This is a genomic window from Streptomyces nitrosporeus (assembly GCF_008704555.1).
Lineage (GTDB): Bacteria > Actinomycetota > Actinomycetes > Streptomycetales > Streptomycetaceae > Streptomyces > Streptomyces nitrosporeus.
Genome location: NZ_CP023702.1, coordinates 6,798,372 through 6,823,612, shown reverse-complemented (window position 1 = coordinate 6,823,612; position 25,241 = coordinate 6,798,372). Strand labels below are relative to the sequence as shown.

The following is a 25,241-nucleotide window of genomic DNA, read 5'->3' as shown; positions in this document are numbered from 1 at the left end:
AGAACGATGAGCACATCCACCGCACCGCGTCCCGGCCCCACGCGTCCGTCCGCGTCCCCGGGGCACCGGCCGGAGGGTCCCCTACCGCACGTCGTCGTGGTGGGCGGCGGCATCGCCGGGCTGAGCGCCGCCGCCCGGCTCACCGGGGTGACCGGGGACGCGGGCCCCCGGGCCCGGGTGACCCTGCTGGAGTCCGCGGACCGGCTCGGCGGCAAGCTGCGGCGGGCCGAGACCGGCGGTGTCGTGGTGGACCTCGGCGCCGAGGCGTTCCACCTCCAGGGCGACGCGGCCCTCGAACTGGTCGGCGCGGCGGGTCTGGTGCACGAGCTGGAACCGCCGCTGACCACACAGGCGGCGCTGTGGACCGGCGGTGCGCTGCGCCACCTGCCCGAGGGGCACCTCATGGGCATCCCGGGCGATCTCGGCGTTCTGGCGGCGTCCGGCGTGCTGTCCCCCGCCGGCCTCGCCCGGGCCTGCGCGGACCGGGAGCTGCCCCGCACGGAGATCGGCGAGGACATCTCCCTGGGCGGGTACGTGGCCGCCCGGATGGGCCGGGAGGTGGTCGACCGGCTGGTCGAGCCCGTGCTCGGCGGTGTCTACGCCGGGCGCGCCGACCGCATCTCGCTGCGGGCCGCGCTGCCGGGGCTGTTCGCGGCCGCCCGGGAGGAGGACACCCTGCTCGCGGCCGTCCGCCGGCTGCGGGAGCGGGAGGGCCGGTCCTCCCGGACCCCGGCGTCCCGGCCCGCCCCGCCGCCCTTCCGCGGCCTGCGGGGCGGCCTGGGGCGGCTGTCCCTCCCGGTGGCCAGGGCCTGCCGGGCGGCCGGGGCGGACATCCGTACGGGCACGGCGGTCCGCGCCCTGCGCCGCGCGGAACAGGGCTGGAGTCTGACGGTGCGGGACGCCCTGGGCGACCGGCGGTGCGACGCCGACGCGGTGGTGCTCGCCGTACCGGCGCCGGCCGCCGCCCGGCTGCTGGCCGGCGAGGTCCCCGAGGCCGCCGCCGGGCTGCGCACGGTCGAGTACGCGGACCTGGCGGTCGTCACCCTGGTGTTCGAGCGGCAGGAGGTGCGCGGAGCCCTGCGCGGCAGCGGGTTCCTGGTCCCGCCGGCGGACGGACGCCTGGTCAAGGCGGCCACCTTCTTCGACAACAAGTGGAGGTGGCAGGCGCGTTACGCCCCCGACCACGTCGTGGTCCGCCTCTCGGTGGGCCGGCACGGGGAGGACACCGCCGTACGGCTGTCCGACGAGGAGCTGGTGGCCCGGTCGGCGGGGGAGCTCGCCGAGGCGACCGGCCTGACGGCCCGTCCGCTCCACAGCCTCGTCACCCGGTGGCCCGGCGGGATCCCCCAGTACACGGTCGGCCACGACGGCCGCGTCGCGCGGGTGCGGGAGCAGCTCGCCGGGCCGGGCACGCTGGCGGTGTGCGGAGCCGCCTACGACGGGGTGGGCGTCCCCCGCTGCATCGAGAGCGGGGTGCGCGCGGCCGAGGCGGTGGTGGCGGGCGCGGCCCGCCGGGCACGGACGGTCTGAGGGCCCGCCGGGCACGGGGGCGTACCGGCCCCCGGTGGCCGGCCGCGGTGCCGGGCCCGGCCGGTCAGTACCGCGGGCGGTCCTCCCGCGCCGGGGGCCGGCCGTCCTGGCCGGCGGGGGCCGCCAGGGCCTGGGTGGCGATGACGGCCGCCTGGACCCGGCGCTCCACCCCCAGCTTGGCCAGCAGCCGGGAGATGTTGTTCTTGACGGTCTTCTCCGCGAGGTACAGCCGCTGCCCTATCTGACGGTTGGTCAGCCCTTCCCCCACCAGGGCGAGGATGTCGCGCTCGCGCTCGGTCAGGCCGGCGATCCCCCGGGGTTCCTTCTCCTCGGGAGGGCCGCCGCGCAGCCGGGCCATCACACGGCCCGCGGCTCCCGGGTCGAGCATGGACCGGCCGGAGGCCACCGTCCGTACGGCGGTCACCAGGTCGGTGCCGGTGATCTGCTTGAGGACGTACCCGGCGGCCCCGGCCATGATCGCGTCGAGGAGCGCCTCCTCGTCGTCGAAGGACGTCAGCATCAGGCAGGCGAGGCCGGGCATCCGGGAGCGCAGTTCGCGGCAGACGCTCACCCCGTCGCCGTCCGGCAGCCGTACGTCGAGCACCGCCACGTCGGGGCGGAGCGCGGGCACCCGGACCAGGGCCTGCTCCGCCGTACCGGCCTCGCCGACCACGTCGAGATCCGGTTCGGCGTCCAGCAGGTCGTGCACCCCGCGCCGGACCACTTCGTGGTCGTCGAGGAGGAAGACCCTGACCGGCTTCCCGCCGGTCGTGCCGTCACCGTTGTCCGTCATCTCACACTCCGTATCCACTGATCGTGTCCCCCGGGGAGGACCCTGGGGCATGCTGCCCGCGCGGGCCTCCGCGCACCAGGGCCGAACGGCCCTGATCCGGGACGTGTCCGGCCGGGCCGGCCGGGACCGGGCCGGAAAGGTCCGTTCGGCCCTGGTGTGCGGACGCCGGCTGACGGAACGTGGGGGTACCGGGGGGTGAGGATCCCGTCCCGGAACCTCTGCCCCGAACGCTCGCGACGAAGGTGGACCGATGCAGGACGACGGCATGCGGCTGACGGTGGACCGTCGTCCCCGCCCGGTGGCTCCCCGGCGTACGGCGCCCATCGACCGCGCCGAGGCGCTGCGCCTGCTGGGGACGGTGTCCCTGGGGCGCATCGTCTTCACCAGGAACGCCCTGCCGGCGGTCCGGCCGGTCAACCATTTCATGGAGGAGGAGCACATCGTCGTCCGGGTGCACGACGGCGCCTCGGTCGCGTCGATCGTCTCGCCCCACGACACCGACGGTGTCGTCGTGGCGTACGAGGCGGACGTGATCGACCCGGAAACCCATCTGGGGTGGAGCGTGGTGGTCACCGGATACGCGTACCGGGTCACCGACGCGGCGGAGCTGGCCCATTACGAGTCGTCCCTGCTGCCCTGGGTGGCGCATCCGGCGATGACCGGCGCGCTGCGCATCCGGCCGGACATCGTGTCGGGCACCCGGCTCACGACGTGACCGCCGTCGTCGGGGGCCGCGTGTCTCCGGACGGTGACCGCCACCGCCCGGAGACACGCGGCCCGCCGGCGCGGACGTCACGGCGCGGACGGCCCGGCACGGACGTCACGGCGCGGACGTCACCACAGGGCGGCCCGGCACGGACGTCACGACAGGGCGGGGGCCGGGGCGAGCGGCGCGCACCAGACGATCCGGCTCCCCCCGCCGTCCGGACGTTCCACCGCGCTGCGGCCCCCCACCCCGGCGGCGCGCTCGGCGAGGTTGCGCAGTCCGCTGCGCCGGCCGCCGTCCGGGATGCCGACGCCGTCGTCGGTCACGGTGAGGACGATCTCGTCGGCCGTCGCACGGAGCGACACCTCGACCCGGGTCGCCCGCGCGTGCCGGGCGGCGTTGCTGAGCGTCTCCCCGAGCGCGGCCATCACATGGTCGGCGACCTGCGGGGGCACGTCCGTGTCGAGCAGGCCCTCCATGCTCAGGCGCGGCGGGAAACCGAGGGCGGCCGCGGCCTCGCCGACCGCGCGGGCGGCACGGGCACGCAGGCTGGAGCCCGCCTCCTCGTCCCGTACCCGGAGTCCGAAGATGGTGGAGCGGATGATCTTGATGGTTTCGTCGAGGTCCCCCACCGCACGGGAGATGCGTTCGGCGGCTCCGCCGTGCTCGACGAGGCGTCCGGCGCTCTGCAGGGTGAGCCCGGTGGCGAACAGCCGCTGGATGGCGAGGTCGTGCAGGTCGCGGGCGATCCTGTCCCGGTCCTCCAGCAGTGCGAGCTGTTCGGCGTCACGCCGTCGCTCGGCCAGTTCCAGGGCCACCGTGGCCTGCCCCGCGAAGGCGAGCAGCGGCGCGAGCTCCTCCTCGCTGAACGGGGACTCCCCGACGGCCCGTGCCAGCAGCAGCACACCGCGGACGCCCTCGGCCGCGTTGCCCAGCGGAACGGCGACGGCCGGTCCCAGCGGCTCGTCCCCCCGGACCTCTCCCTTCCAGCGGCTGTCGTCCGTGAGGCCCGGTGTGGTCACCGGCGTGCCCCTGTCGCAGGCGGCGCCGGACAGGGTGTCGCCGGCCTGTTCCACCACGCCGCGCCGGGCTTCCGCGCCCGCCCCCAGGGCCAGTTCGACCACGAGGTTCCCGGTGCCGGGGACCGGCACCGACACATCCGCGAGGCGGGCGCGGGTGATCTCCTGGGCGCGGCGGGCGATCAGCTCCAGGACGTCCAGGCGGGGGCTGCCGGACAGCAGGCTGTTGGTGACCTCGGTGTTGGCCTGGAGCCAGCGCTGCTGGACCCGGGACGCCTCGTACAGCCGGGCGTTGTCGATCGCCACACCGGCGGCCACCGACAGGGTGGTGATCACCGATTCGTCCTCGGCGTCGAAGTCCTGGCCGCCCCGTTTGTCGGTGAGGTACAGGTTGCCGAACACCTCGTCCCGCACCCGGATCGGTACGCCGAGGAACGTGTGCATCGGCGGGTGGTGGGGCGGGAAGCCGTACGACGCCGGATGGCCGCCGAGGTCCGTGAGCCGCAGCGGCTCGGGGTTGCGTATGAGCTCGCCCAGCAGTCCGTGCCCGGCGGGCAGCGGCCCGATCCGCCGCTTCTCCTCCTCGGTGACCCCGACGGTCAGGAACTGCGAGAGGCCCTCGCCCCCGGGGCCGATCACCCCCAGCGCCGCGTACTGGGCGTCGACCAGCAGGGCGGCGGCCTCGACGATCCGGCGCAGCACCTGCGAGAGGTCCAGCTCGCGTCCCACCGAGACGACGGCCTCCAGCAGGCTGTGTACGCGGTCGCGGGTGCCCCGCGCGGCGTTGATACGCGCCTGGAGTTCCTCCAGCAGCTCGTCGAGCCGCATCTGAGGCATCCGTGACAGCGGCTCCTCGGTGCTCACCGCCCTGTCCTCCTCGCTCGGTCACCCATGTGCGCCACACAGCCTAACGGGGAGGCGGCGCGGCCCGTGCCCCTCCCGGCGGCCCGGTGGCGGGATCACGCGCGGGGCGGCGCGGCGGACACGAGGGTGGACACGGCGACGGTGATCTGCCGGTCCGTGAGGTCGGCGCGGGCGGTGAGGCGCAGCCGGGAGACGCCGTCCGGCACGGACGGCGGCCGGAAACAGCCCACGGCCACTCCCGCCGTACGGCAGTCCGCGGCCCAGCGCACCGCGTCCTCCGCGGACGGGGCGCGCACCGAGACGACGGCCGCGTCGGGGCGTACCGCGGTGAGTCCGGCGGCGGTGAGGCCCCCGTACAGCGCGGCGGCGGCCTCACGCGCCCGGCCCGCCCGTTCCGGCTCCCGGCGCAGCAGCCGCAGGGCACCGAGCGCGGCACCGGCGGCCGCGGGCGCCAGCCCGGTGTCGAAGATGAACGTACGGGCGGTGTTGACGAGGTGGGTGATGACCCGGGCGGGCCCGAGGACCGCCCCGCCCTGGCTGCCGAGCGACTTGGAGAGGGTGAGGGTGGCGACGGTGTCCGGCGCGCCGGCGAGACCGGCGGCGGCAAGCGCTCCGCGTCCGCCTTCGCCGAGGACGCCCAGTCCGTGCGCGTCGTCGACGAGCAGGACGGCGCCCGACTCCCGGCAGGCTGCGGCCAGTCCGGCCAGTGGCGCGGCGTCGCCGTCCACCGAGAACACCGAGTCGGTGACGGCCAGGGCCCGCCCGGTGTGCCCGTCGAGTGCCTTGCGTACGGCGTCCGGGTCCGCGTGGGGGACGACCGCGGTGGCGGCCCGGGAGAGCCGGCAGCCGTCCACGATCGAGGCGTGGTTGCCCGCGTCGGAGACGATCAGCCCGCCCGGTGCGCCGAGCGCGGTCAGGGCGGCGAGGTTGGCCGCGTACCCGGACGAGAAGACCAGCGCGGCCTCGAAGCCGCAGAACGCGGCGAGTGCGTCCTCGAGTTCGGCGTGCAGGGTGGTGGAGCCGGTGACCAGCCGTGAGCCGGTCGCCCCCGCGCCCCAGCGCAGGGCCGCCTCGGCGGCCGCCGCGGTGACCTCCGGGTGGCGGGTCAGGCCGAGGTAGTCGTTGCTCGCGAGGTCGAGCAGGTCCGGCTCGGCGGGCCGTGGGCGGAGGCTTCTGACGAGGCCGGCGGCGGCACGGCGGCCGGCCTCGTCGTCGATCCAGCCGAAGGGGTCGGGCGGGGCGTAGGACATGGCTGGGTCCCTTTTGTAGGCAGCGCACAGACCCTAGTCGGGTCCGGAGCGGGTCAGGGTGTGGCAATACACACACCGGCACCTGACTCTCCTGTCCGGTTCCTCCTTGGCCGATGGCCGTGCGGTACGCCAGGATCGGGCCCATGGACCTGCTGAGCACGCTGGTGGACAAGGGGCTGCGGCGCGAACTGCCGACCCGTGAAGAAGCGCTCGCCGTACTGGCGACCTCCGACGACGAACTGCTCGATGTGGTGGCCGCGGCCGGGAAGGTGCGCCGTCAGTGGTTCGGGCGGCGCGTGAAGCTCAACTACCTGGTGAATCTGAAATCGGGCCTGTGTCCCGAGGACTGCTCGTACTGCTCCCAGCGGCTGGGTTCCACGGCCGGGATCCTCAAGTACACCTGGCTGAAGGCGGACGAGGCCGCGAAGGCCGCCTCGGCAGGGGTGGCCGGGGGCGCGAAGCGCGTGTGCCTGGTGGCCAGCGGCCGCGGCCCGACCGACCGGGACGTGGACCGGGTGTCGAAGACCATCGAGGCGATCAAGGACGCGCACGAGGACGTCGAGGTGTGCGCCTGCCTCGGTCTGCTCTCCGAGGGCCAGGCGGAGCGGCTGCGGTCGGCGGGCGCCGACGCGTACAACCACAACCTGAACACCTCCGAGGCCACTTACGGCGACATCACCACCACGCACACCTACGAGGACCGGGTGGACACCGTGCAGCGCGCGCAGGCCGCCGGGCTGTCCGCGTGCTCCGGGCTGATCGCCGGTATGGGCGAGAGCGACGCCGACCTGGTGGACGTCGTGTTCTCGCTGCGTGAACTGGACCCGGACTCCGTGCCGGTGAACTTCCTGATCCCGATGGAGGGCACTCCGCTCGCCGGGGACTGGCACCTGACACCGCAGCGCTGCCTGCGGATCCTGGCCATGGTCCGCTTCGTCTGCCCGGACGTCGAGGTGCGGCTGGCCGGCGGGCGCGAGGTCCATCTGCGGACGCTCCAGCCGCTCGCCCTGCACCTGGCCAACTCCGTCTTCCTGGGCGACTACCTGACGAGTGAGGGCCAGGCCGGCCGGAGCGACCTCGACATGATCGCGGACGCCGGGTTCGAGGTGGAGGGGGCGGACACCACGACGCTGCCCGGCCACCGCGTGCCGTCCCAGGAAGGGTGCGGTGCGCACGAGGGCGGCTGCGCCCCCTGCGGCGAGCCGTCACGGGCCACCGCGGACGAGCCGGCACGGGAGGCCCCGACGGCACGTACCGACCTGGTGGCGGTACGCCGCAGGGGCGCCGGTACGGACCTCGCGCCCAATGCCTGATCCGCTCTCCCCGTCACCGGTGTCCGCCGCGCCGTCCTCGGCGCCCCGGCTCTCCCCGGCCGAACTCCGTTCCCTGGACCGGGCCCACGTCTGGCACCCCTACGGTCCCATGCCGGGCCGTCAGGAGCCCCTGATCGTGGAGTCCGCGTCCGGGGTACGGCTCCGGCTGGCCGAACCCGCCCACGGGCGGCACGAGTTGGTGGACGGCATGTCGTCCTGGTGGTCGGCGGTGCACGGTTACGGCCATCCGGTGCTCGACGGCGCGGCCCGCGGCCAGCTGGACCGGATGAGCCATGTGATGTTCGGGGGGCTCACCCATGAACCGGCGGTCCGGCTGGCCGCCCGCCTGGTGGAGATCACCCCGGAGCCGCTGCGGCACGTCTTCCTCGCCGACTCGGGGTCGGTCTCCGTCGAGGTGGCGGTCAAGATGTGCCTGCAGTACTGGCGTTCGCTGGGCAGGCCGGCCAAGCAGCGGCTGCTGACCTGGCGCGGCGGGTACCACGGGGACACCTGGCAGCCGATGTCGGTGTGCGACCCCGAGGGCGGGATGCACGAGCTGTGGTCGGGCGTCCTGCCCCGCCAGGTCTTCGCGGACGCCCCGCCGGACGGCTTCGGCGCGGAGCCCGAGGAGGCGTACGCCGGGCATCTGCGCGCCATGATCGCCGAACACGCCCAGGAGCTGGCCGCGGTGGTCGTGGAGCCGGTCGTACAGGGCGCCGGCGGGATGCGCTTCCATTCACCGGCGTATCTGCGGGTGCTCCGCGAGGCGTGCGACGAGCACGGCGTCCTGCTGGTGTTCGACGAGATCGCCACCGGTTTCGGCCGCACGGGCAAGCTGTTCGCGGCGGAGCACGCGGGCGTGTCCCCCGATGTGATGTGTGTCGGCAAGGCGCTGACCGGCGGCTATCTGACGCTGGCGGCGACACTGTGCACCTCGCGGGTGGCCGAGGGCATCGCCGGCGGCGAGGTGCCGGTGCTGGCGCATGGGCCGACGTTCATGGGCAACCCGCTCGCCTGCGCGGTGGCCGGCGCGTCGGTGGACCTGCTGCTCGGCCAGGACTGGGAGGGCGAGGTGAAGCGGATCGGTTCCGGTCTGGAGCGCGGCCTCGCCGGGGCGGCGGCCCTGCCCGGGGTGCGGGACGTGCGGGTGCTGGGCGCGATCGGCGTCGTCCAGCTCGACCACGAGGTGGACATGGCCGTGGCGACCCGGGCCGCGGTCCGCGAGGGCGTGTGGCTGCGGCCCTTCCGCGACCTGGTGTACACGATGCCGCCCTATGTGACCTGCGACGACGACGTGGCACGGATCTGCCGGGCCGTGTGCGCGGCAGCGGAGGAAGGCTGAGATGACGGTGATGGTGGTGTCCGGTACGGGCACCGAGATCGGCAAGACGGTGGTGACCGCGGCGGTGGCGGCGGCCTTCGGTGACCGTCGGGTCGCGGTGCTCAAGCCCGCCCAGACGGGGCTGGCCCCCGGGGAGCCCGGTGACGCCGCCGAGGTGGCGCGGCTGGCGGGTGCCCATGTCACACCGGTGGAGCTGGCCCGTTTCCCGGAGCCCCTGGCCCCCGCCACGGCGGCCCGCCGCGCGGGCCTGCCGCCCGTGCGCCCGTACGAGATCGCCGAGGCGGCGCAGAAGCTGGCGACGGAGCACGATCTGGTGCTGGTCGAGGGCGCGGGCGGGCTGCTCGTGCGTTTCGACGAGGACGGCTCCACCCTCGCGGACGCCGCCCGTCTCCTGGGCGCGCCGGTGCTGGTCGTGGCCCCGGCCGGGCTCGGCACCCTCAACGCGACCGCGCTGACCACGGAGGCGCTGCGGGCCCGGGGCCTGGACTGCCCGGGGGTGGTGGTGGGCAGCATGCCCCCGGACCCGGATCTGGCGTCGCGGTGCAACATCGAGGATCTGCCGGTGTCGGCGGGGGCCCCGCTGCTGGGCGTCGTCCCGGCCGGTGCGGGCTCGCTCGGGCCGGCCGTGTTCCGTGCCCGGGCGGCGGGCTGGCTGGCCCCCGCCCTCGGCGGGCACCGGCCGGCCGGCTGAGCGGGAACCGGCGGGCGGTACGGGAGCACCGGGCCCCGGGGCGGCCGTGACGGGGACGGGGCGCGGGCGGCGCGTTCCGGAGAGCGGCCCTCGGTCACCGGCCCCGCCCTGTGTGCCCGGTGTGGTGTGCCGGCCGGGCCCGGCCGGCACACGGCGGTACGGGCCGAGGGGCCCGGCGGGCGGCTGCGGGTCAGGCGGGCCGGGCGGCGGGACGGGGGCTCACAGGCTCCAGCCGCGCAGTTCCTCGGCGATGCCCCGGACGTCCGCCTTGCCTTCCTTCACCAGCCGGGCCAGGTCGCGCACCTGTTCGGGAGAGGTGGTGATTTTTTCCCCCGAGGCGATCAGGTACCCGTAGGCGACGGCGGACGCGAACATGGCGTTGGAGTGTTCGAGCGCGGGAACGTGCAGGAGGAGCTGGAGGAGTGCGGCCGCCCGGGAGTGCGGATCGCTGTACACAGGGCTGCCGAAGATCTCCGCCTCGTGCCTGCTCACGGCGGCGACGAGCGCTCCCCAGTCGACGACCTGCGGATCACCGGGCGTCTTGTGCTCGGCCACCATCAGCAGCCAGGAGAGGTCGATCCGCAGGTTCAACGGGCGCCTTTGCGTTCCGCGCCGAACTCTTCGGCGAACACCGTCTCGTACTGCTTCATGAAATCGGCCGCGGCCTCGACGAAGGTGTGTCCCATCTCACCCGCGTCCCGCCTGACGAGGTCCTCTATGTAGCGGTTCACGCTCACCCCCCGCTGCAGGGCGCGCTGCCGCGCCGCCTCGGCGGTGGCCTCGTCCACTCGGACGTTCAGCTGTGTCTTGGGCACGCCTTCACGCTAGCGCGCGGGCGCTAGCACGGGCAAGGGGGCGGGATCGCGCCCGGTACACCGGGAGGCCGTCGCCCGGGTACGGGCCGGGTCGCCCGGGTCCGGGTTCCGGGCCGGGTCTGATCGCGCGGGGCCGCGGTCCGGATCGCGGAAACGATTCGCCGCGAGGGGCGGCACCGTGTTTGGCTCGCGCGATGAGTGATCTCCGCATCCGGTACGCCGTCCACACCGACATCGAGCCCGTCCTGCGGTTCTGGCAGGAGGCGGCCGAGGGAACCAGCATCAGCGACGACCCCGACGGAGTCGCCCGCCTCCTGGCCAGGGACCCCGAATCCCTGCTGCTCGCGGAACGTGACAGCCGGCTGGTGGGCACCGTGATCGCCGGTTTCGACGGGTGGCGCTGCTCCGCCTACCGGCTGGCCGTACACCCCGGCTGCCGCCGGCAGGGTGTCGCCACCGCCCTGCTGGAGGCCGCGGAACGGCGCTTCGAGGCGCTGGGCGGGCGCCGCGTCGACGCCATGGTTCTGGAGGCCAACGAGCGGGCACACGGTGCCTGGGCGGCTGTCGGCTATCACCGGGAGGACCACTGGCGCCGCTGGGTGAAGCCGCTGTAGCCGGAACGTACGGTTCCGGTCGGCGGTTCGCGGGCCTTTCGGCGACCGGCCGGTGTGATGGGATGTCATCCACCGCGCCGGTCCCGGCGTCCCGCACCCCGCGGCCCGCCCGGCACACACGTCCCGCTGTCCGACCCTTCGAAAGGTGTGAGCCTCCGCCCATGGGCGAGCCTTCCGGCAGCCGGTACCACCGGCGACACGCGAACCATCCGCCCCTGCCCGGCCGTGGGACGGAGGTGAACCGTTGACGGAAGTACTCCTGCTCCTCGCGGCCCTGCTCCTCTCCGTGGCCTGCGGCGCGTTCGTGGCCGCCGAGTTCTCCCTGACGACCGTCGAGCGGAGCGAGCTCGAACGAGCCGCGGATCGGGGCGAGCGGGGCGCGGCCGGGGCCCTCAAGGCCGTACGCAGCCTCACGTTCCAGCTCTCCGGGGCGCAGCTCGGCATCACCGTCACCAACCTGGTGGTCGGCATGCTCTCCGAGCCGTCCATCACCGCGCTGATCCGGGGCCCGGTGGAGGCGACGGGCCTGCCGCCCGGTGTGGCCTCCTCCCTGGCGCTGGTGATCGGCACGGCCCTGTCCACCGTCGTCCTGATGGTGGTCGGCGAGCTGGTGCCCAAGAACTGGGCCATCTCGTCCCCGCTGGCCGTCGCCAGGACGGTGGCCACGCCGCAGCGGGTGTTCACCGCCGTCTTCCGCCCCTTCATCGGTCACCTCAACAGCACCGCCAACCGCATCGTGCGCCGCTTCGGGCTGGAACCGGCGGAGGAACTGGCCTCGGCCCGCAGCCCCCAGGAGCTGGTGGCGCTGGCCAGGCACTCCGCGAAGGAAGGGGCGCTGGAGGCCGACACGGCCGAACTGTTCGTGCGCACCCTCAAACTCGCGGATCTGACGGCCGAGAACGTCATGACGCCCCGGGTCCAGGTCACGGCACTGGATGTGCAGGCCACCGCGGAGGACGTCGCCAACGCCACCCGGGCCACCGGCCTGTCCCGCTTCCCGGTGTACCGGGGAAGTCTGGACACCGTCGTCGGCGTGGCCCACATCAAGGACGTCCTGGCGGTACCCGCCGCCGAACGCCCCCGCAAGCCGGTGTCGCAGATGCTCCGTGAGCCTCTGCTCGTACCCGAGACGCTGGCGGTGGACCAGCTGCTGGACCGGCTGTCGGGCAAGCTGGCCATGGCCGTCGTCATCGACGAGTACGGCGGGACGGCGGGCGTCGTGACCCTGGAGGACATCGTCGAGGAGGTCGTCGGAGAGGTGCGGGACGAACACGATCCGCACGAGACACCCGATCTCGCGCCCGTCGGTGAGGACGCGGACGGGCGCTCCCTGTGGTCGGCCGACGGCGCGGCCCGCACCGACCAGCTCCGCAGCGTGGGGCTCCGGGTGCCGGACGGCCCCTACGAAACCCTGGCCGGACTCGTCGCCACCGAGGTCGGACGCATCCCGGCCGTCGGCGACACGGTCGAGCTGGACGGCTGGCGCATCGATGTGGTGGACGCCTCGGGCCGCCGCGCGGCACGGCTGCTGCTGCACGCGCCGCCCGCGGGGACCGACGGGCCCGCGGAGGAGGAACAGTGATCGCTCTCCAGCTCTTCATCGGTCTGCTGACCCTGGTCGTCAACGCCTTCTTCGTCGGCGCGGAGTTCGCTCTGATCTCGGTACGCCGCAGTCAGATCGAGCCCGAGGCCGAGGCGGGCAACCGGCGGGCGCGCAGCGTCATCTGGGGGCTCGAACACGTGTCGGCGCTGCTGGCGGCCGCGCAGCTCGGCATCACCCTCTGCACCCTGGTCCTGGGCATCGTGGCGGAACCGGCCATCGCGCATCTGCTGGAGCCGCTGTTCGACGCGGTGGGTGTGCCGCACGGCGCGGTCCACCCGATCTCGTTCGTCATCGCCCTGACGGTGGCGACGTATCTGCACATGCTGCTCGGCGAGATGGTGCCGAAGAACATCGCGCTGGCCGAACCGGCGCGTACGGCGCTGCTGCTCGGTCCGCCGCTGGTCGCCCTGTCCCGCGCGCTGCGTCCGGTGATCTTCGCCGTCAACGCCTTCGCCAACGCCCTGCTCACCCTGCTGCGGGTGGAGACCAAGGACGAGGTCTCCGCGACCTTCTCCGACGACGAGCTGGCACGGCTCGTCGAGGACGCCGGGGAGGCCGGGCTCGTCGACGACCGCTCCGCCGAGCGGCTGCGGCACGCGCTGGAACTGGGGCGCAGGCCGGTACGGGACGTGCTGCTGCCGGTCGACCAGGTGGTGTCCACCCGGGCCGGCACGACACCGGAGGAGCTGGAACGGCTGTCGTCCGAGAGCGGTTTCTCCCGGTTCCCCGTGATGGACGGCACGCATCGGATCCTCGGTTACCTCCACGTCAAGGACGCCCTGGACGCCGCCCCCCGGGACGTGCCGTTCCCGGTCTCCGCGCTGCGGCCGATCGCCCGGGTCCGCGCCTCCGCCCCGCTGGACGACGTGCTGACGGCGTTGCGGCGGAGCCGTACGCACCTGGCGGCGGTACTCGACGACGACAAGCGGCTGGCCGGGCTGGTCACGATGGAGGACGTGCTGCGGGAACTGGTGGGGAGGCCCGGGACCCGCTGACGGGCCGGCCGGCACCCGCCTCCCGCCTCCACCGGGCGGGCGGGCGGCGAGTGCCGGCCGGCACCGCGCCATGGCGGTACGATCGCACCGCCATGGAACTGAATGCCTCCTACACCAGTCTTGTCGCGGTCGGCGACTCCTTCACCGAGGGCATGTCGGACCTTCTGCCCGACGGTTCGTACCGCGGCTGGGCGGATGTCCTGGCCGCCCGGCTCGCGGGCCGGACACCGGGGTTCCGCTACGCCAACCTCGCCGTACGCGGAAAGCTCATCGGCCAGATCGTCGAGGAACAGGTGCCCGTCGCCGCCGCGATGGAACCGGACGTGATCACACTCGTCGGCGGCCTCAACGACACCCTGCGCCCGAAGTGCGACATGGGCATGGTGCGCGGCCGGCTGGAGGAGGCCGTCGAGCGCCTCGCGCCCGCGTGCAAGACGCTCGTCCTGATGCGGAGCCCCGGCCGCAGCGGTCCGGTGCTCGAACGCTTCCGCCCGCGGATGGAGGAGCTCTTCTCCCTGGTGGACGACCTCGCGGCGCGGCACGGCGCCCTGGTGGCGGACCTCTACGGCGCGCCCTCGCTGGGTGATCCGCGGATGTGGGACGTGGACCGGCTCCACCTCACGGCGGACGGGCACCGCAGAGTCGCGGAGGCGGTCTGGCAGACGCTCGGGCTGCCGGCGGAGGACGACGGCTGGCGCACGCCCGTGCCCGCGGCCCCGCCGGCACGCTGGGCGAGGCGGCGGGCCGAGGACGTGCGGTTCGCGCGGCAGCACCTGCTGCCGTGGATCGGCCGGCGCCTCACCGGCCGGTCGTCCGGCGACGGACGGGCCGGGGCCCAGTTCGACGCGGCGCTCGGGAAGGCGTTCTGGATCACCCCCGCGGACCCGTCGGCCCCCGGCCCGGTGACCGGCTGGCGGCGCGTCGACGGCTGACCGCCGTGCCCGTGGCCGCGCGGCGCGGTCCCGTCCGCGACCGCCGGGCCCGGGTCCTGTAGGAAACCACAGTCCGGCCCGCGGCGTGGACCTGCAGAAACCGCCAGTAGAATCCGGACACGTGACTGCTGTGTCTGCGAAGCCTCGCATCCCCAATGTCCTGGCCGGCCGCTATGCCTCCACGGAGCTGGCCGTCCTCTGGTCCCCCGAGCAGAAGGTGAAGCTGGAACGCCGGCTGTGGCTGGCGGTGCTGCGTGCTCAGAAGGACCTCGGGATCGAGGTTCCCGACGCCGCCCTGGCCGATTACGAGCGGGTGGTCGACCAGGTCGACCTCGCCTCGATCGCCGAGCGCGAGAAGATCACGCGGCACGACGTGAAGGCCCGGATCGAGGAGTTCAACGCGCTCGCGGGCCATGAGCAGGTCCACAAGGGAATGACCTCCCGCGACCTCACCGAGAACGTCGAGCAGCTGCAGATCCGCCTCTCGCTCGAACTGATGCGTGACCGTACGGTGGCGGTCCTGGCGCGTCTGGGGAAGCTGTCCGCCGAGTACCGTGAGCTGGTCCTCGCGGGCCGTTCCCACAACGTGGCCGCGCAGGCCACCACGCTGGGCAAGCGGTTCGCGACGGCCGCCGACGAACTGCTGGTGGCGTACGGGCGGCTCGAAGACCTGCTGGGCCGCTACCCCCTGCGCGGCATCAAGGGCCCGGTCGGTACGGCCCAGGACATGCTGGACCTGCTCGGTGGCGACGCGGACAAGCTCGCGGACCTGGAGCAGCGCATCGCCGCACACCTCGGCTTCGCCCACGCCTTCACCTCCGTCGGCCAGGTCTACCCCCGTTCTCTCGACTACGACGTGGTGACGGCGCTGGTTCAGCTGGCCGCGGCACCCTCGTCGATCGCCAAGACGATCCGGCTGATGGCCGGGCACGAGCTGGTCACCGAGGGCTTCAAGCCGGGCCAGGTCGGGTCGTCGGCGATGCCGCACAAGATGAACACCCGTTCCTGTGAGCGTGTGAACGGCCTGATGGTGATCCTGCGCGGCTACGCGTCGATGACGGGTGAGCTGGCGGGTGACCAGTGGAACGAGGGCGACGTGTCCTGTTCCGTGGTCCGCCGGGTGGCTCTGCCGGACGCGTTCTTCGCGTTCGACGGCCTGCTGGAGACCTTCCTCACCGTCCTCGACGAGTTCGGTGCGTTCCCCGCCGTCGTGGCGCGTGAGCTGGACCGCTATCTGCCCTTCCTCGCCACGACCAAGGTCCTGATGGGCGCGGTGCGCGCCGGTGTGGGCCGTGAGGTCGCGCACGAGGCCATCAAGGAGAACGCGGTGGCCTCGGCGCTGGCCATGCGGGAACAGGGTGCCGAGCGCAACGAGCTGCTGGACAAGCTGGCCGCCGACGAGCGCATCCCCCTCGACCGGGCCCAGCTGGACGCCTTGATGGCCGACAAGCTCTCCTTCACCGGTGCGGCTGGTGACCAGGTCGCCTCCGTGGTCTCCAGGATCGAGGAGATCGCCGGACAGCACCCCGAGGCCGCCGGTTACACGCCGGGGTCCATCCTGTGACGGCACCCCGCCGCTGACGCCCGATGACCCCTGAGGAACTCCAGGCCGCCCGCGACCGCGTCGTACCCGACGTGCTCGCGGGCGGCCTGCGTGTCTTGTTCTGCGGAATCAATCCGAGTCTGATGAGCGCGGCCACGGGCCACCACTTCGCCCATCCCGGCAACCGCTTCTGGCCGGTGCTGCACCGGTCCGGCTTCACTCCGAGGCGGCTGCGCCCGGCGGAACAAGGGGAGCTGCCGGTGTTCGGGCTGGGCATCACCAACGTCGTGGCCAGGGCGACGGCCCGGGCCGACGAGCTGAGCACAAAGGAGTACGTCGAGGGAGGGCGGGCCCTGGAGGCGAAGGTCCGACGCGCCGGCCCCCGGTGGCTGGCGGTCGTCGGCGTGACCGCCTACCGCGCGGCCTTCGGTGAACGCCGCGCCCGGATCGGGCCGCAGGAGCGGACCGTCGGGGGCGCCCGGGTCTGGGTGCTTCCCAACCCGAGCGGTCTCAACGCCCACTGGACGGTGGAAACGATGGCGGACGAGTACGCCCGCCTCCGGGCCGCCGTGGAGCAGGAGACCCCCCGGTGAGACGTCTGTTCCGGTAGGACGTCTGGCCCTGCGGGGCACCTGGTCCGGCGAGGAGGGCCGGCCCGGTGAGGCGGCCGGTCCCGCGTCCGGACCGTCCGCGCGCGGAGGACCGGAACCGGCATGGGCCCAGGGCCGCCTCCGAAGGGTGTCGCGCCCCGGGCCGAGGCCGCTTCCGAGGCCGTTCCGGCGGCGCGGCACAGGCGGCCGGAACCCCGTGGACGGGCCGGCTCAGGTCACCGCTCCATACCGGTTACCGAGGTCTCTCGCCGCGCTTCCCGGCAACGAGTACGATCCGCAGACACGTGCGCGACCTGGGAGGACACACCGTGGGCAGGCTGACCGGTGGGGACCCGTCTCTGCTGCGGCGGATCAATTCCGCGGTGGTGCTGCACGCCCTGCGAGGGGCGCAGTCGCCAACCCTCACCGATCTCACCCGTATCACAGGGCTCTCCCGTCCCACGGTCGAAGGCGTGGTCGAAGGGCTCTTCGAGGCGGGGCTGGTCGTGGAGGCACTGCCCGACGACAGCGCGGCCCGGCGCCAGGGGCGGCCCGCCCGGCGCTTCAGGTTCCGCGCCGAGGCCGGGTACCTGCTGGGGATCGAGATCGGTTCGCACCGTGTGTCGGCTCTGCTGTCCGGACTGGACGGCCGGATCGTCGGCGCCGGCGCCCGGGAGGTCTCCGAGAGCGCGCCGGCGGACGACCGGCTCGACCAGGTCAGAGCGGTGATCGCCGATGTGCTGCGGCGCACCGGGGTGGCCCGCAGCAGCCTGCGCGCGGTGGGCGTGGGCAGCCCGGGGATCGTCGAGGCGGACGGGACGGTACGGCTGGGGACGGCTCTGCCGGACTGGACGGGCCTGCCGCTCGGGGAGCGGCTGCGCCGGTCCTTCCGGTGTCCCGTGCTGGTGGAGAACGACGCCAACGCGGCCGCCGTGGCCGAACACTGGAAAGGGGCAGCCACCGATTCCGACGACATCGTCTTCGTGCTGGCGGGGCTGAGCCCCGGCGCCGGTTCGTTGATCGGCGGCCGTCTGCACCGGGGTTTCGGTGGCGCGGCAGGCGAGATCGGGGCGCTCCACCTGCTCGGCAGGGAGGTCACTCCCGAGCATCTGCTCTCCACGACGGACACCCCGCTGGACCCTCTCGACGAGCAGGCCGTGGCCGCCGTCTTCGCCAAGGCGAAGCACGGTGACGCCGGCGCGCAGGCCGCCGTCGAACGGTTCATCCAGCGGCTGGTGCACGATGTGGCGGCCCTGGTCCTGGCGCTCGATCCCGAGGTCGTGGTGGTCGGGGGCTGGGCCGCGGGCCTCGACGGGGTCCTGGGCCCGCTCCGCGACGAGCTGGCGCGGTACTGTCTGCGGCCGCCCCGGGTGACCCTCTCCATGCTGGGTGAGGCCGCGGTCGCCACGGGGGCCCTCCGGCTGGCCCTCGACCATGTCGAGGAACAGCTCTTCGCGGTGGAGGCAACGGTGACGGCCCGCCGCTGAGTTCGCGCGCGGGCAGGCGCGTACACCCGGGAGCGGTTCCTCTGCCGCCGGGCCCGTGCCGTCCATGGCACGGAGGTTCCGCGAGAGAGCCCCTGTCCGCCGACAGGGCGTCAGGAAGCCTGCCGGGTCTGCTCCTCGTGGCTGATCTCCAGAGCACCGGAGTCACCGAAGGTGAGGCGGCAGGTGTCCGCCCGGTAGGTGGCCACGGAGACGGCCGCCGTACCGGAGGCCGCGAAGTAGCGTGTCGTGACGACGAGCACCGGGGCGCCGGGAAGCCGGTCGAGCTCCTTGGCGTCGTCCACCCGTGCGGACCCGAGTTCGACGGAACGATCCTGCCCGTCGAGACCCAGGCGGTACAGCTCCTGCAGGACGTTCCGCGCCCGGGCGGGCCCGGACGGCATGCCGACCGCGGGGAGGCCGGGCACGGAGGCCGCCGGCACGTAGAGGAGTTCGGCCGCCACGGTCTGCCCGTGGGCGACACGGATACGGCGCACCACATGCACCGTTTCGTCCGTGCCGACGGAGAGGACAGCGGCCACCGCCGCCGGCGCGGGGGCGTCGGTGCACTCGACGGGCTGCCATGCCTCGCCCGCGCTCCCGCCGTCCGCCCAGTCGTGCTGCGCCGTGGCCACGGCGACGCCTACCCGCGGCGGGGCGACGGTCGTGCCGACACCACGTCGCCGCTGGAGCCTGCCCTCCAGTTCGAGCTGTTCCAGAGCCTGTCGCAGCGTAGCCCTGGCGACACCGAATCGGGCCGCCAGCTCACGCTCGTTGGGCAGGATCTCGCCGACGGCGAAGTCCGAGTCAAGCGCCTCACTGAGCACGGTCTTGAGGTGCCAGTACTTCGGCTCCTGTACCGCTTCCAGCTGCGTGGTCCCCACCCTGTCCTCCGCAATCGCCCGGTGTCATTCCGCGATGTTATTTATTAAAGGTTCTTGCCTTAACGTGACGACCTTAGGGCGGGCCACCACCTTGGTCAAGACCAATCCTCACCCGGTAGCGGAAGGAAACGGTCCACTGCCGCACAGCGTTCACAGGACGTTCGCGGGGTGGTGGCCCCGGGCGGCTCCCGCCCCCGCTCCGGACATGCCCGGTCCCGCGCTCCGGAGGGCGCCGGGAAGGCGAAGGAGCCACAGAAGCCGTCAAAGGCTTGCGATTACGAATAAAACGACCATGGAGCTGGTTCCCTCCCGGCCGGAAGGGAACCAGCTCCTCGCCGAAGCGCCCCGCGTCGCCCTCCCCCGGCGGCCGGGGACACGGGCACCCCGCTCAGAGAAGGGAGAGTCCCGCGAACTTGTCGGGATTGCGGATGACATAGACGCTCTGGACGACGCCTCCCGCGATGTCGACCTGGAAGACCGTGTCGACCCTGTCGCCGGCAAAGAGCACCAGAGCGGGGCCTCCGTTGATCTCCGTGAACCTGCTCTCCGTGCCCGTCGGCCGGTCCTGGGCCACGGCGGCGAGGAACCGGCCCACCTTGGCGGCGGTCTCGATGACCCGTCGTGGCGCCTTCGCCTTGCCGCCGCTGTCGGCGATCAGTCTGGCGTCGGGAGCGAGCAGGGTGAGGAGTTGGCCGAGGTCTCCGCCCTCGGCGGCGGCCAGGAACCGTTCGGTGAGGTCACGGCGCAGCCCGGGGTCGACGTCGTACCGCGGCCTGCGCTCCTCCACGTGGCGTTTGGCGCGGGCGGCGAGTTGCCGTACCGCGGCTTCGGACCGTTCGAGCGTCGCGGCGATCTCCGCGTACGGGAAGCCGAACGCCTCGCGCAGGACGAAGACCGCGCGTTCGAGCGGGGAGAGGGATTCCAGGACGATCAGAACGGCCATGGACACCGAGTCGGCCAGCACGGCCTGTTCCTCGGTGTCGGGGGCGGTGGGCCCGAACGCGGTGGCCATGGGCTCGGGCAGCCAGTCGCCGACGTATGCCTCCCGGCGGGCCCGCACATGCCGCAGCCGGTCGATGGCCAGTCGGGTGGTGACGCGTACGAGGAAGGCGCGCGGCTCCCTCACCCGGCCGCGGTCCGCCGCCGACCAGCGCAGCCACGCCTCCTGGACCACGTCTTCCGCGTCGGCCGTGCGGCCCAGCATGCGGTAGGCGACCCCGATGAGGACGGCCCGGTTCTCCTCGAAAAGATCGGTCACGGTGTCGGCGGTCACCGCCCCATCCCAGCCCACTCGCCGGACCGTGTCCAGCGGGAATCGCCGGTGCGCCGCAACTCCGGCTGGCTCCGGGGCAGTCGCCCCGGGAGGAAGGCACCGCCGCCTCCGCGGCCCCGGGACTCCCCGCCCCTCCGGTCCCGGGTCCCACCGTCCCTCCGGGTCTCGTGGCGGACCACGCGGCGGGCGGTCCCGCCGTCAGGAGGTGTGTGACGGGCGGTCACTTCCGGTACCCGCCCCGTACGCACGCCGGGCGGCCGGGCGGAGGGTGTTCCGGTTCCGGTGCCGGGGCCCCGGGCCGTATCCGTCGCCGGTGCCTGTCCTGTCGCCGGTGTCCGTCCCGCCACCGGTGCCCGCCCTGTCACCGGTGTCCGCCCCGGGCCCCGTTGTCCGGCCGCGGGTCAGCACACCCGTCCCCAGGACCACCCCCGCTCCCACCAGGAGGCTCCCGGCCGCCTGGCCGGGTCCGTACGTCCCGGTTCCGACCAGGGGCGCGGTGAGCGCGGCCGAGACGGGGATCAGACCGGAGAAGAGGGTGGCCCGTTCGGCGCCGATCCGACGCATCCCGCTGTACCAGCAGACGAAGCCGACCACCGTGACCACGGCCGCCTGCCACAGCAGGGCGAGCGTCTCCTGAGCGGTGGGCACCCGCAGGAAGGCGTGGCCGTCGAGCAGCAGCCCCAGGAGCGCGGATTCCGCGGCGGCGACGGCGCAGACGGTCGCGGTCAGCAGTTTCGGACCCAGCGCCCTCAGTACGGGCACGGCCAGCACCGCGAAGCACACCTCTCCGGCGAGCGCGCCCACCGAGTAGCCGATACCGGCCGGATCGGTCCTGCCCCAGCCCTGCACGGTGAACGCGCCGGCGGCGACCAGAGCGGCGGCGTACAGGACGGTACGCGAGGGGCGGCGGCCCTCCAGGAGCGGGACGAGGGCCCCCACGACGATGGGGGCGCAGCCCACGAACACTCCCGGCACCGCCGGTTCGGCCGACCGTTCGGCGGCCAGGACGGCGAGGTTGAAGCCGACCATCCCGGTGGCGGCGAGCGCGGCGAGGCGTCCCCACTGCCGCGCGGTGAGCGTGCGCAGGAGGGCGGGCCCCGAGCCGTCACCGCTGCGCAGGAGGGGCAGGAGGAGGAGGGCCGCGAGTCCGTACCGCAGTGCCTGACCGCCTGCGTAGGGGTAGTCGCCGAGGACGCTGTTCGCGGTGAAGGAGGCGCCGACCAGGACGCAGGCGAGGGCCGCGGGCAGCGCCGCGCGTGCGGGGGTGTGGTTCATGAGGGCGACGCTAGGTCCGGGAGCGGTCCGGTTTAAGGTCCACTTCCATGAGGCTTTCGGGGACCAATCCGCCCGCTGACGACGGCGTGCCGGAGGGCCGCGTCCCGTCCCGGCCGGCTTGGGAGCTGCTGCTGCCGGCCGCTTCCTCTCCGGTGCGCGGGCGTGGGCGGGCACTCCGGTCGGCCTTGCGGGAGGCGGTGCGTTCGGGGCGGCTCCCGGCCGGTACCCGGCTGCCGGCCAGCCGTGAACTCGCCACCGATCTGGGCGTGTCACGCGGCCTGGTGACCGAGGCGTACGAGCAGTTGACGGCCGAGGGCTATCTGCGGAGCGGACGGGGCGCGGGGACCTGGGTGAGTGACGCGGTCCGGCCGCCGGTACGGGAGGCTGCGCGGAACCCGGCGCCGCGGGCGCCCGTGGCACTCGTGGACTTCCGGCCCGGCACCCCTGATCTGTCCTTGTTCCCGCGTGCCGCCTGGGCGGCCGCTCAGCGTGCGGCGCTGGCCCGGCTGTCGCACGGTTCTCTCGGTTACCCGGACCCGCGGGGCCTGCCGGAGCTGCGCGAGGCCCTGGCCGCGCTGCTGGCCCGCCGCCGGGGGGTGGTGGCCGATCCGGAGCGGCTGGTGGTCTGCTCGGGTGTGGCGCAGGCGGCGACCCTGTTCGGGTCCGTGCTGCGGGGCCGGGGTGTGGACGCGGTCGGGGTGGAGGATCCGGGGAGCCCCGAGCACACCTCCCTGTTCGCCTCGGCCGGACTGCGGACGGTCGCGCTCCCCCTCGACGGCGAGGGGCTCGTCCCGGAGCCACTGACGCGTTCCGGCGTGCGCGCCCTGGTCACCACCCCCGCGCATCAGTTCCCCACCGGGATCGCCTACTCCGCCGGGCGCCGGGGCCGTCTGCTCGCGTGGGCGCGCAGCACCTCCGGTGTGATCCTGGAGGACGACTACGACGGTGACTTCCGCTACGACCGGGCGCCGGTGGGGGCGTTGCAGGGCCTCGATCCGGAACACGTCGTGTACGCCGGGTCGGTGAGCAAGTCGCTCGCCCCGGGACTGCGGCTGGGCTGGCTCGTCGCCCCGGCCTCGATGACCGAGGAGATCGTCGCCCGGAAGCGGACGATGGACCTCGGGAATCCGGCGATCGACCAGGCGGTACTCGCGGACCTCGTCCGGCGGGGCGCCTACGACCGTCAGCTGAGGCGCTGCCAGCGCGTCTACCGCGAGCGCAGGGACGTCCTGACCGCCGCCCTGGCCGAACACCTCCCGGGGACCGAGGTGAGCGGCATAGCCGCCGGGCTGCACATCATCGCCCGGCTTCCCGAAGGGCTCGGCCCGCAGGAGGAGGTCCTCCGGCGGGCGGAGGCCGGAGGCGTCGCGGTGCGGCCGCTGAGCTGTTACGGGGCGACGGCGTCCGCCGCGCCGGGCGGTACGGCGGGTACCGCGGGAGAAACGGGGGAGGCGGGCGCGCCGGGTACGGCCGGCGCCGTGGCGGACGGAGGGGTGACGCTGGTCTTCGGTTACGCGCATCTGCCACCGGCCGACATCCTCCGCGGTGTCCGCCTGCTCGCCTCCGCCGTCCGCCCGTGAGCCCGCCCGCTTCCGGTACCGGACGGCCTCCGGTGTGAGCGTGACCGTCCTGGCCCGGTCCGCCGGTACGGCGGGAGGGGCCCTCGCCCTTCCGTGTCTCCCCGGTGCCCCCACCGCCTTCGCCCCGCCGCCACCGCGCAAACCGTGAACGTGCGGGCCGTGGACGCGCGGGCCGTGGACGCGTTCCGGCGGATGCCCCGGGCCCGCCGGCTGCCGGGGCCGCGGACCGGTGGCCCCCGGCCGGCGGATCCACGGACCGGCGGCATCCACGGACCGGTGAAATCCGCGGACCGGCGGCTCCGGCGGGATGTGTTCACCCCGTGTTGGCGTCCCGGCCGTTCCCGGCCGTTAGGCATGGACCGGCGATCAGCCGTCCTCACCACCCCGCGCGCGGTCCTGGCAGTCCGTCTGCCCCGCCTGTCCCGTCGTCCCTGGAGGCGCCCCCATGTCCTACCGCCCTCGCATACCGGCCCCGGCCCGTCGCACGGTGCTGCGCGGTTCGCTGCTCGCCTCGGCCGCGACGGCCGTCCCGGGGCTCGCCGGCGCGGCACCGGCCTTCGCGCTCTCCGGGAGGCCGGGCGCCCGGTGGGGTGTGCAGGCGGGTGATGTGACGTCCTCGTCGGCGCTCGTCTGGGTACGCTCGGACCGCCCGGCCCGGATGCTGGTGGAGACCTCGGCGACGGATTCCTTCCGGCGTGCCCGCCCGTGGCACGGCCCCCTGCTCGGCGCCGGTACGGACTTCACCGGAATCACGCCCCTGCACGGACTGCCCGCCGGTGAACAGGTCCACTACCGCGTCGTCCTGGCCGATCCGCACGACCCCCGGCGTACGAGCGCCCCGGTGTACGGCACGTTCCGCACCGCCCCGGCCCGGCGCCGTGACGACGTGCGCTTCCTCTGGTCGGGCGACATCGCGGGGCAGGGCTGGGGCATCAACCCGGACATCGGGGGCTACCGCGTGTACGACGAGATGCGCCGCCTGGACCCGGACTTCTTCCTGTGCAGCGGGGACAACATCTACGCGGACGGGGTGATCGAGCCCCGTGTCACCCTGCCGGACGGGCGGGTCTGGCGGAACGTCACGACGCCGGAGAAGTCGAAGGTCGCCGAGACGCTGGACGAGTACCGCGGCAACTTCCGGTACAACCTGCTCGACGAGAACCTGCGCGCGTTCAACGCGCAGGTTCCCTCGGTGGTCCAGTGGGACGACCACGAGGTCCGGAACAACTGGTACCCCGGGCAGATCCTGGACGACCCCCGGTACACGGAGAAGAACGTGGACCTGCTGGCCGCCCGTTCGGTGCGGGCGTTCACCGAGTACTTCCCGGTGTCCACGCTCCGGGGGGCGCCCCGGCAGCGGCGCATGCACCGCGTCGTACGGCACGGCCCCCTGCTCGACGTGTTCGTGCTGGACATGCGCTCCTTCCGTGACGCCAACTCCCCCGGCCGGCAGGCCGACGGCACCACCGGCATCCTCGGGGCCGAGCAGCTGGACTGGCTCAAGCGGGAGCTGTCCCGGTCGCGCGCGGTGTGGAAGGTGATCGCCTCGGACATGCCGCTGGGCCTGGTGGTCCCCGACGGCGCCGCGGACTTCGAGGCGATCGCGCAGGGCGACCCGGGCGCGCCGCTGGGGCGGGAGCTCCAGATCGCCGAACTGCTGCGCCACATCAAGCACCGGAGGATCACCGGAACCGTCTGGCTGACGGCCGACGTGCACCACACCTCGGCTCAGCACTACCTGCCCGAAAGCGCGGCGTTCAAGGACTTCGCGCCGTTCTGGGAGTTCGTCTCGGGGCCCCTGGCGGCCGGGCAGTTCCCCGCCAACGCGCTCGACGGCACGTTCGGACCCGACCGGGTGTTCGTCAAGGCCCCGGAGCGGGCGAACGTGTCGCCGATGGAGTCGCCGCAGCTGTTCGGCCAGGTCGACATCGACGGTGCGAGCGGGGAGCTGACGGTGCGGCTGCGCGCGCAGGGCGGCACGGTGCTGTTCAGCAAGGTCCTGCAACCGGGGCGGGTGGGGCAGTGACGCCCGGGGACGGGCGCGCCGAAGGCCGCAGGGAGGACAAGGGACCGGGGAGGCCGGAGGCGGCACGGGGCGGCGGAGGCGGTGGGGGCAAAAGGTGCCGATAGCCGACCAGATGCACC

General features: G+C 73.8%; 22 protein-coding genes. 14 read left to right on the top strand and 8 right to left on the bottom strand.

Annotated elements, in window-relative coordinates:
- The first annotated feature begins 6 nt into the window (after window positions 1–6).
- Window positions 7–1,530 (top strand): protoporphyrinogen oxidase, encoded by a 1,524-nt coding sequence (gene hemG / locus CP967_RS30220; protein ID WP_150491009.1) that lies wholly within the window; start codon window positions 7–9, stop codon window positions 1,528–1,530.
- Window positions 1,531–1,594: 64 nt separating this feature from the next.
- Here hemG and CP967_RS30215 read toward each other — a convergent pair whose 3' ends face one another.
- Entirely contained in the window at window positions 1,595–2,323 is a 729-nt protein-coding gene (locus CP967_RS30215) for a response regulator (RefSeq protein WP_150491008.1), read from the bottom strand.
- Between the two features lie 250 nt (window positions 2,324–2,573).
- Here CP967_RS30215 and CP967_RS30210 point away from each other — a divergent pair, with 250 nt between their 5' ends.
- On the top strand, window positions 2,574–3,038 hold the full coding sequence (locus tag CP967_RS30210) for a pyridoxamine 5'-phosphate oxidase family protein (protein WP_150491007.1): 465 nt from the start codon (window positions 2,574–2,576) through the stop codon (window positions 3,036–3,038).
- 146 nt (window positions 3,039–3,184) lie between these two features.
- On the opposite strand, the gene CP967_RS30205 is transcribed toward CP967_RS30210, so the two are convergent.
- Together CP967_RS30205 and CP967_RS30200 are read right to left on the bottom strand one after the other, a co-directional pair.
- Window positions 3,185–4,912: a sensor histidine kinase gene (locus tag CP967_RS30205; protein ID WP_280116541.1), complete on the bottom strand. Its 1,728-nt coding sequence runs from the start codon at window positions 4,910–4,912 to the stop codon at window positions 3,185–3,187.
- Between the two features lie 95 nt (window positions 4,913–5,007).
- Window positions 5,008–6,162, bottom strand: a complete 1,155-nt coding sequence (locus CP967_RS30200) for an 8-amino-7-oxononanoate synthase (protein WP_150491006.1) — start codon at window positions 6,160–6,162, stop codon at window positions 5,008–5,010.
- A gap of 143 nt (window positions 6,163–6,305) precedes the next feature.
- Here CP967_RS30200 and bioB point away from each other — a divergent pair, with 143 nt between their 5' ends.
- Genes bioB through bioD form a run of 3 tightly spaced genes read left to right on the top strand, consistent with a single transcriptional unit; the run spans window position 6,306 to window position 9,508 of the window.
- The gene (gene bioB, locus CP967_RS30195) at window positions 6,306–7,475 is read left to right on the top strand and encodes a biotin synthase BioB (protein WP_150491005.1); all 1,170 of its coding nucleotides are present in this window, start codon (window positions 6,306–6,308) and stop codon (window positions 7,473–7,475) included.
- Window positions 7,468–8,817, top strand: a complete 1,350-nt coding sequence (locus CP967_RS30190) for an adenosylmethionine--8-amino-7-oxononanoate transaminase (protein WP_150491004.1) — start codon at window positions 7,468–7,470, stop codon at window positions 8,815–8,817. The genes bioB and CP967_RS30190 overlap by 8 nt, the downstream gene beginning before the upstream one ends.
- A gap of 1 nt (window position 8,818) precedes the next feature.
- Window positions 8,819–9,508: a dethiobiotin synthase gene (bioD, locus tag CP967_RS30185; RefSeq protein ID WP_150491003.1), complete on the top strand. Its 690-nt coding sequence runs from the start codon at window positions 8,819–8,821 to the stop codon at window positions 9,506–9,508.
- A 219-nt stretch (window positions 9,509–9,727) separates the two neighbouring features.
- Here bioD and CP967_RS30175 read toward each other — a convergent pair whose 3' ends face one another.
- Together CP967_RS30175 and CP967_RS30170 are read right to left on the bottom strand one after the other, a co-directional pair.
- A complete protein-coding gene (locus tag CP967_RS30175; protein WP_150491002.1) occupies window positions 9,728–10,099 on the bottom strand; it encodes a fic family toxin-antitoxin system, toxin component in 372 nt (123 codons plus the stop codon).
- On the bottom strand, window positions 10,096–10,323 hold the full coding sequence (locus CP967_RS30170) for an antitoxin (protein ID WP_150491001.1): 228 nt from the start codon (window positions 10,321–10,323) through the stop codon (window positions 10,096–10,098). Before CP967_RS30170 ends, CP967_RS30175 begins: the two co-directional genes overlap by 4 nt.
- 194 nt (window positions 10,324–10,517) lie before the next feature.
- On the opposite strand from CP967_RS30170, the gene CP967_RS30165 reads away from it, so the two are divergent.
- The 7 genes from CP967_RS30165 (at window position 10,518) to CP967_RS30135 (ending at window position 18,087) form a co-directional block, all read left to right on the top strand.
- The gene (locus CP967_RS30165; RefSeq protein ID WP_150491000.1) at window positions 10,518–10,937 is read left to right on the top strand and encodes a GNAT family N-acetyltransferase; all 420 of its coding nucleotides are present in this window, start codon (window positions 10,518–10,520) and stop codon (window positions 10,935–10,937) included.
- A 244-nt stretch (window positions 10,938–11,181) separates the two neighbouring features.
- Window positions 11,182–12,519, top strand: a complete 1,338-nt coding sequence (locus CP967_RS30160) for a hemolysin family protein (protein WP_150490999.1) — start codon at window positions 11,182–11,184, stop codon at window positions 12,517–12,519.
- A complete protein-coding gene (locus CP967_RS30155; RefSeq protein WP_150490998.1) occupies window positions 12,516–13,535 on the top strand; it encodes a hemolysin family protein in 1,020 nt (339 codons plus the stop codon). The genes CP967_RS30160 and CP967_RS30155 overlap by 4 nt, the downstream gene beginning before the upstream one ends.
- 92 nt (window positions 13,536–13,627) lie before the next feature.
- Complete coding sequence (locus tag CP967_RS30150) at window positions 13,628–14,467, top strand: SGNH/GDSL hydrolase family protein (protein ID WP_150490997.1); 840 nt, start codon at window positions 13,628–13,630, stop codon at window positions 14,465–14,467.
- Window positions 14,468–14,588: 121 nt separating this feature from the next.
- Window positions 14,589–16,031: an adenylosuccinate lyase gene (purB, locus tag CP967_RS30145; RefSeq protein ID WP_190175034.1), complete on the top strand. Its 1,443-nt coding sequence runs from the start codon at window positions 14,589–14,591 to the stop codon at window positions 16,029–16,031.
- Window positions 16,032–16,054: 23 nt separating this feature from the next.
- Window positions 16,055–16,603 carry a G/U mismatch-specific DNA glycosylase gene (mug, locus tag CP967_RS30140; protein WP_150490996.1) on the top strand — a complete coding sequence of 183 codons (549 nt, stop codon included), beginning with the start codon at window positions 16,055–16,057 and terminating at the stop codon, window positions 16,601–16,603.
- A gap of 326 nt (window positions 16,604–16,929) precedes the next feature.
- A complete protein-coding gene (locus CP967_RS30135; RefSeq protein ID WP_150492111.1) occupies window positions 16,930–18,087 on the top strand; it encodes an ROK family protein in 1,158 nt (385 codons plus the stop codon).
- A gap of 110 nt (window positions 18,088–18,197) precedes the next feature.
- Here CP967_RS30135 and CP967_RS30130 read toward each other — a convergent pair whose 3' ends face one another.
- The 3 genes from CP967_RS30130 to CP967_RS30120 form a co-directional block, all read right to left on the bottom strand.
- Complete coding sequence (locus tag CP967_RS30130; protein WP_150490995.1) at window positions 18,198–18,968, bottom strand: GntR family transcriptional regulator; 771 nt, start codon at window positions 18,966–18,968, stop codon at window positions 18,198–18,200.
- A gap of 388 nt (window positions 18,969–19,356) precedes the next feature.
- The gene (sigJ, locus tag CP967_RS30125) at window positions 19,357–20,241 is read right to left on the bottom strand and encodes an RNA polymerase sigma factor SigJ (protein ID WP_150490994.1); all 885 of its coding nucleotides are present in this window, start codon (window positions 20,239–20,241) and stop codon (window positions 19,357–19,359) included.
- Window positions 20,242–20,439: 198 nt separating this feature from the next.
- Window positions 20,440–21,516, bottom strand: coding sequence for a DMT family transporter (locus CP967_RS30120; protein WP_229888264.1), 1,077 nt, complete (start codon window positions 21,514–21,516; stop codon window positions 20,440–20,442).
- A 47-nt stretch (window positions 21,517–21,563) separates the two neighbouring features.
- On the opposite strand from CP967_RS30120, the gene pdxR reads away from it, so the two are divergent.
- A complete protein-coding gene (gene pdxR / locus CP967_RS30115; RefSeq protein ID WP_150490993.1) occupies window positions 21,564–23,096 on the top strand; it encodes a MocR-like pyridoxine biosynthesis transcription factor PdxR in 1,533 nt (510 codons plus the stop codon).
- Window positions 23,097–23,541: 445 nt separating this feature from the next.
- Window positions 23,542–25,122, top strand: a complete 1,581-nt coding sequence (locus CP967_RS30110; RefSeq protein ID WP_150490992.1) for an alkaline phosphatase D family protein — start codon at window positions 23,542–23,544, stop codon at window positions 25,120–25,122.
- Window positions 25,123–25,241: the final 119 nt, after the last annotated feature.

Coding starts and splice junctions, on each gene's coding strand:
- CP967_RS30190 (WP_150491004.1), top strand. CDS start 7,468: ATGCCTGATCCGCTCTCCCCGTCACCGGTGTCCGCCGCGCCGTCCTCG.
- CP967_RS30165 (WP_150491000.1), top strand. CDS start 10,518: ATGAGTGATCTCCGCATCCGGTACGCCGTCCACACCGACATCGAGCCC.
- CP967_RS30210 (WP_150491007.1), top strand. CDS start 2,574: ATGCAGGACGACGGCATGCGGCTGACGGTGGACCGTCGTCCCCGCCCG.
- pdxR (WP_150490993.1), top strand. CDS start 21,564: ATGAGGCTTTCGGGGACCAATCCGCCCGCTGACGACGGCGTGCCGGAG.
- mug (WP_150490996.1), top strand. CDS start 16,055: ATGACCCCTGAGGAACTCCAGGCCGCCCGCGACCGCGTCGTACCCGAC.
- bioD (WP_150491003.1), top strand. CDS start 8,819: ATGACGGTGATGGTGGTGTCCGGTACGGGCACCGAGATCGGCAAGACG.
- CP967_RS30120 (WP_229888264.1), bottom strand. CDS start 21,516: ATGAACCACACCCCCGCACGCGCGGCGCTGCCCGCGGCCCTCGCCTGC.
- CP967_RS30215 (WP_150491008.1), bottom strand. CDS start 2,323: ATGACGGACAACGGTGACGGCACGACCGGCGGGAAGCCGGTCAGGGTC.
- CP967_RS30150 (WP_150490997.1), top strand. CDS start 13,628: ATGGAACTGAATGCCTCCTACACCAGTCTTGTCGCGGTCGGCGACTCC.
- CP967_RS30200 (WP_150491006.1), bottom strand. CDS start 6,162: ATGTCCTACGCCCCGCCCGACCCCTTCGGCTGGATCGACGACGAGGCC.
- bioB (WP_150491005.1), top strand. CDS start 6,306: ATGGACCTGCTGAGCACGCTGGTGGACAAGGGGCTGCGGCGCGAACTG.
- hemG (WP_150491009.1), top strand. CDS start 7: ATGAGCACATCCACCGCACCGCGTCCCGGCCCCACGCGTCCGTCCGCG.
- CP967_RS30110 (WP_150490992.1), top strand. CDS start 23,542: ATGTCCTACCGCCCTCGCATACCGGCCCCGGCCCGTCGCACGGTGCTG.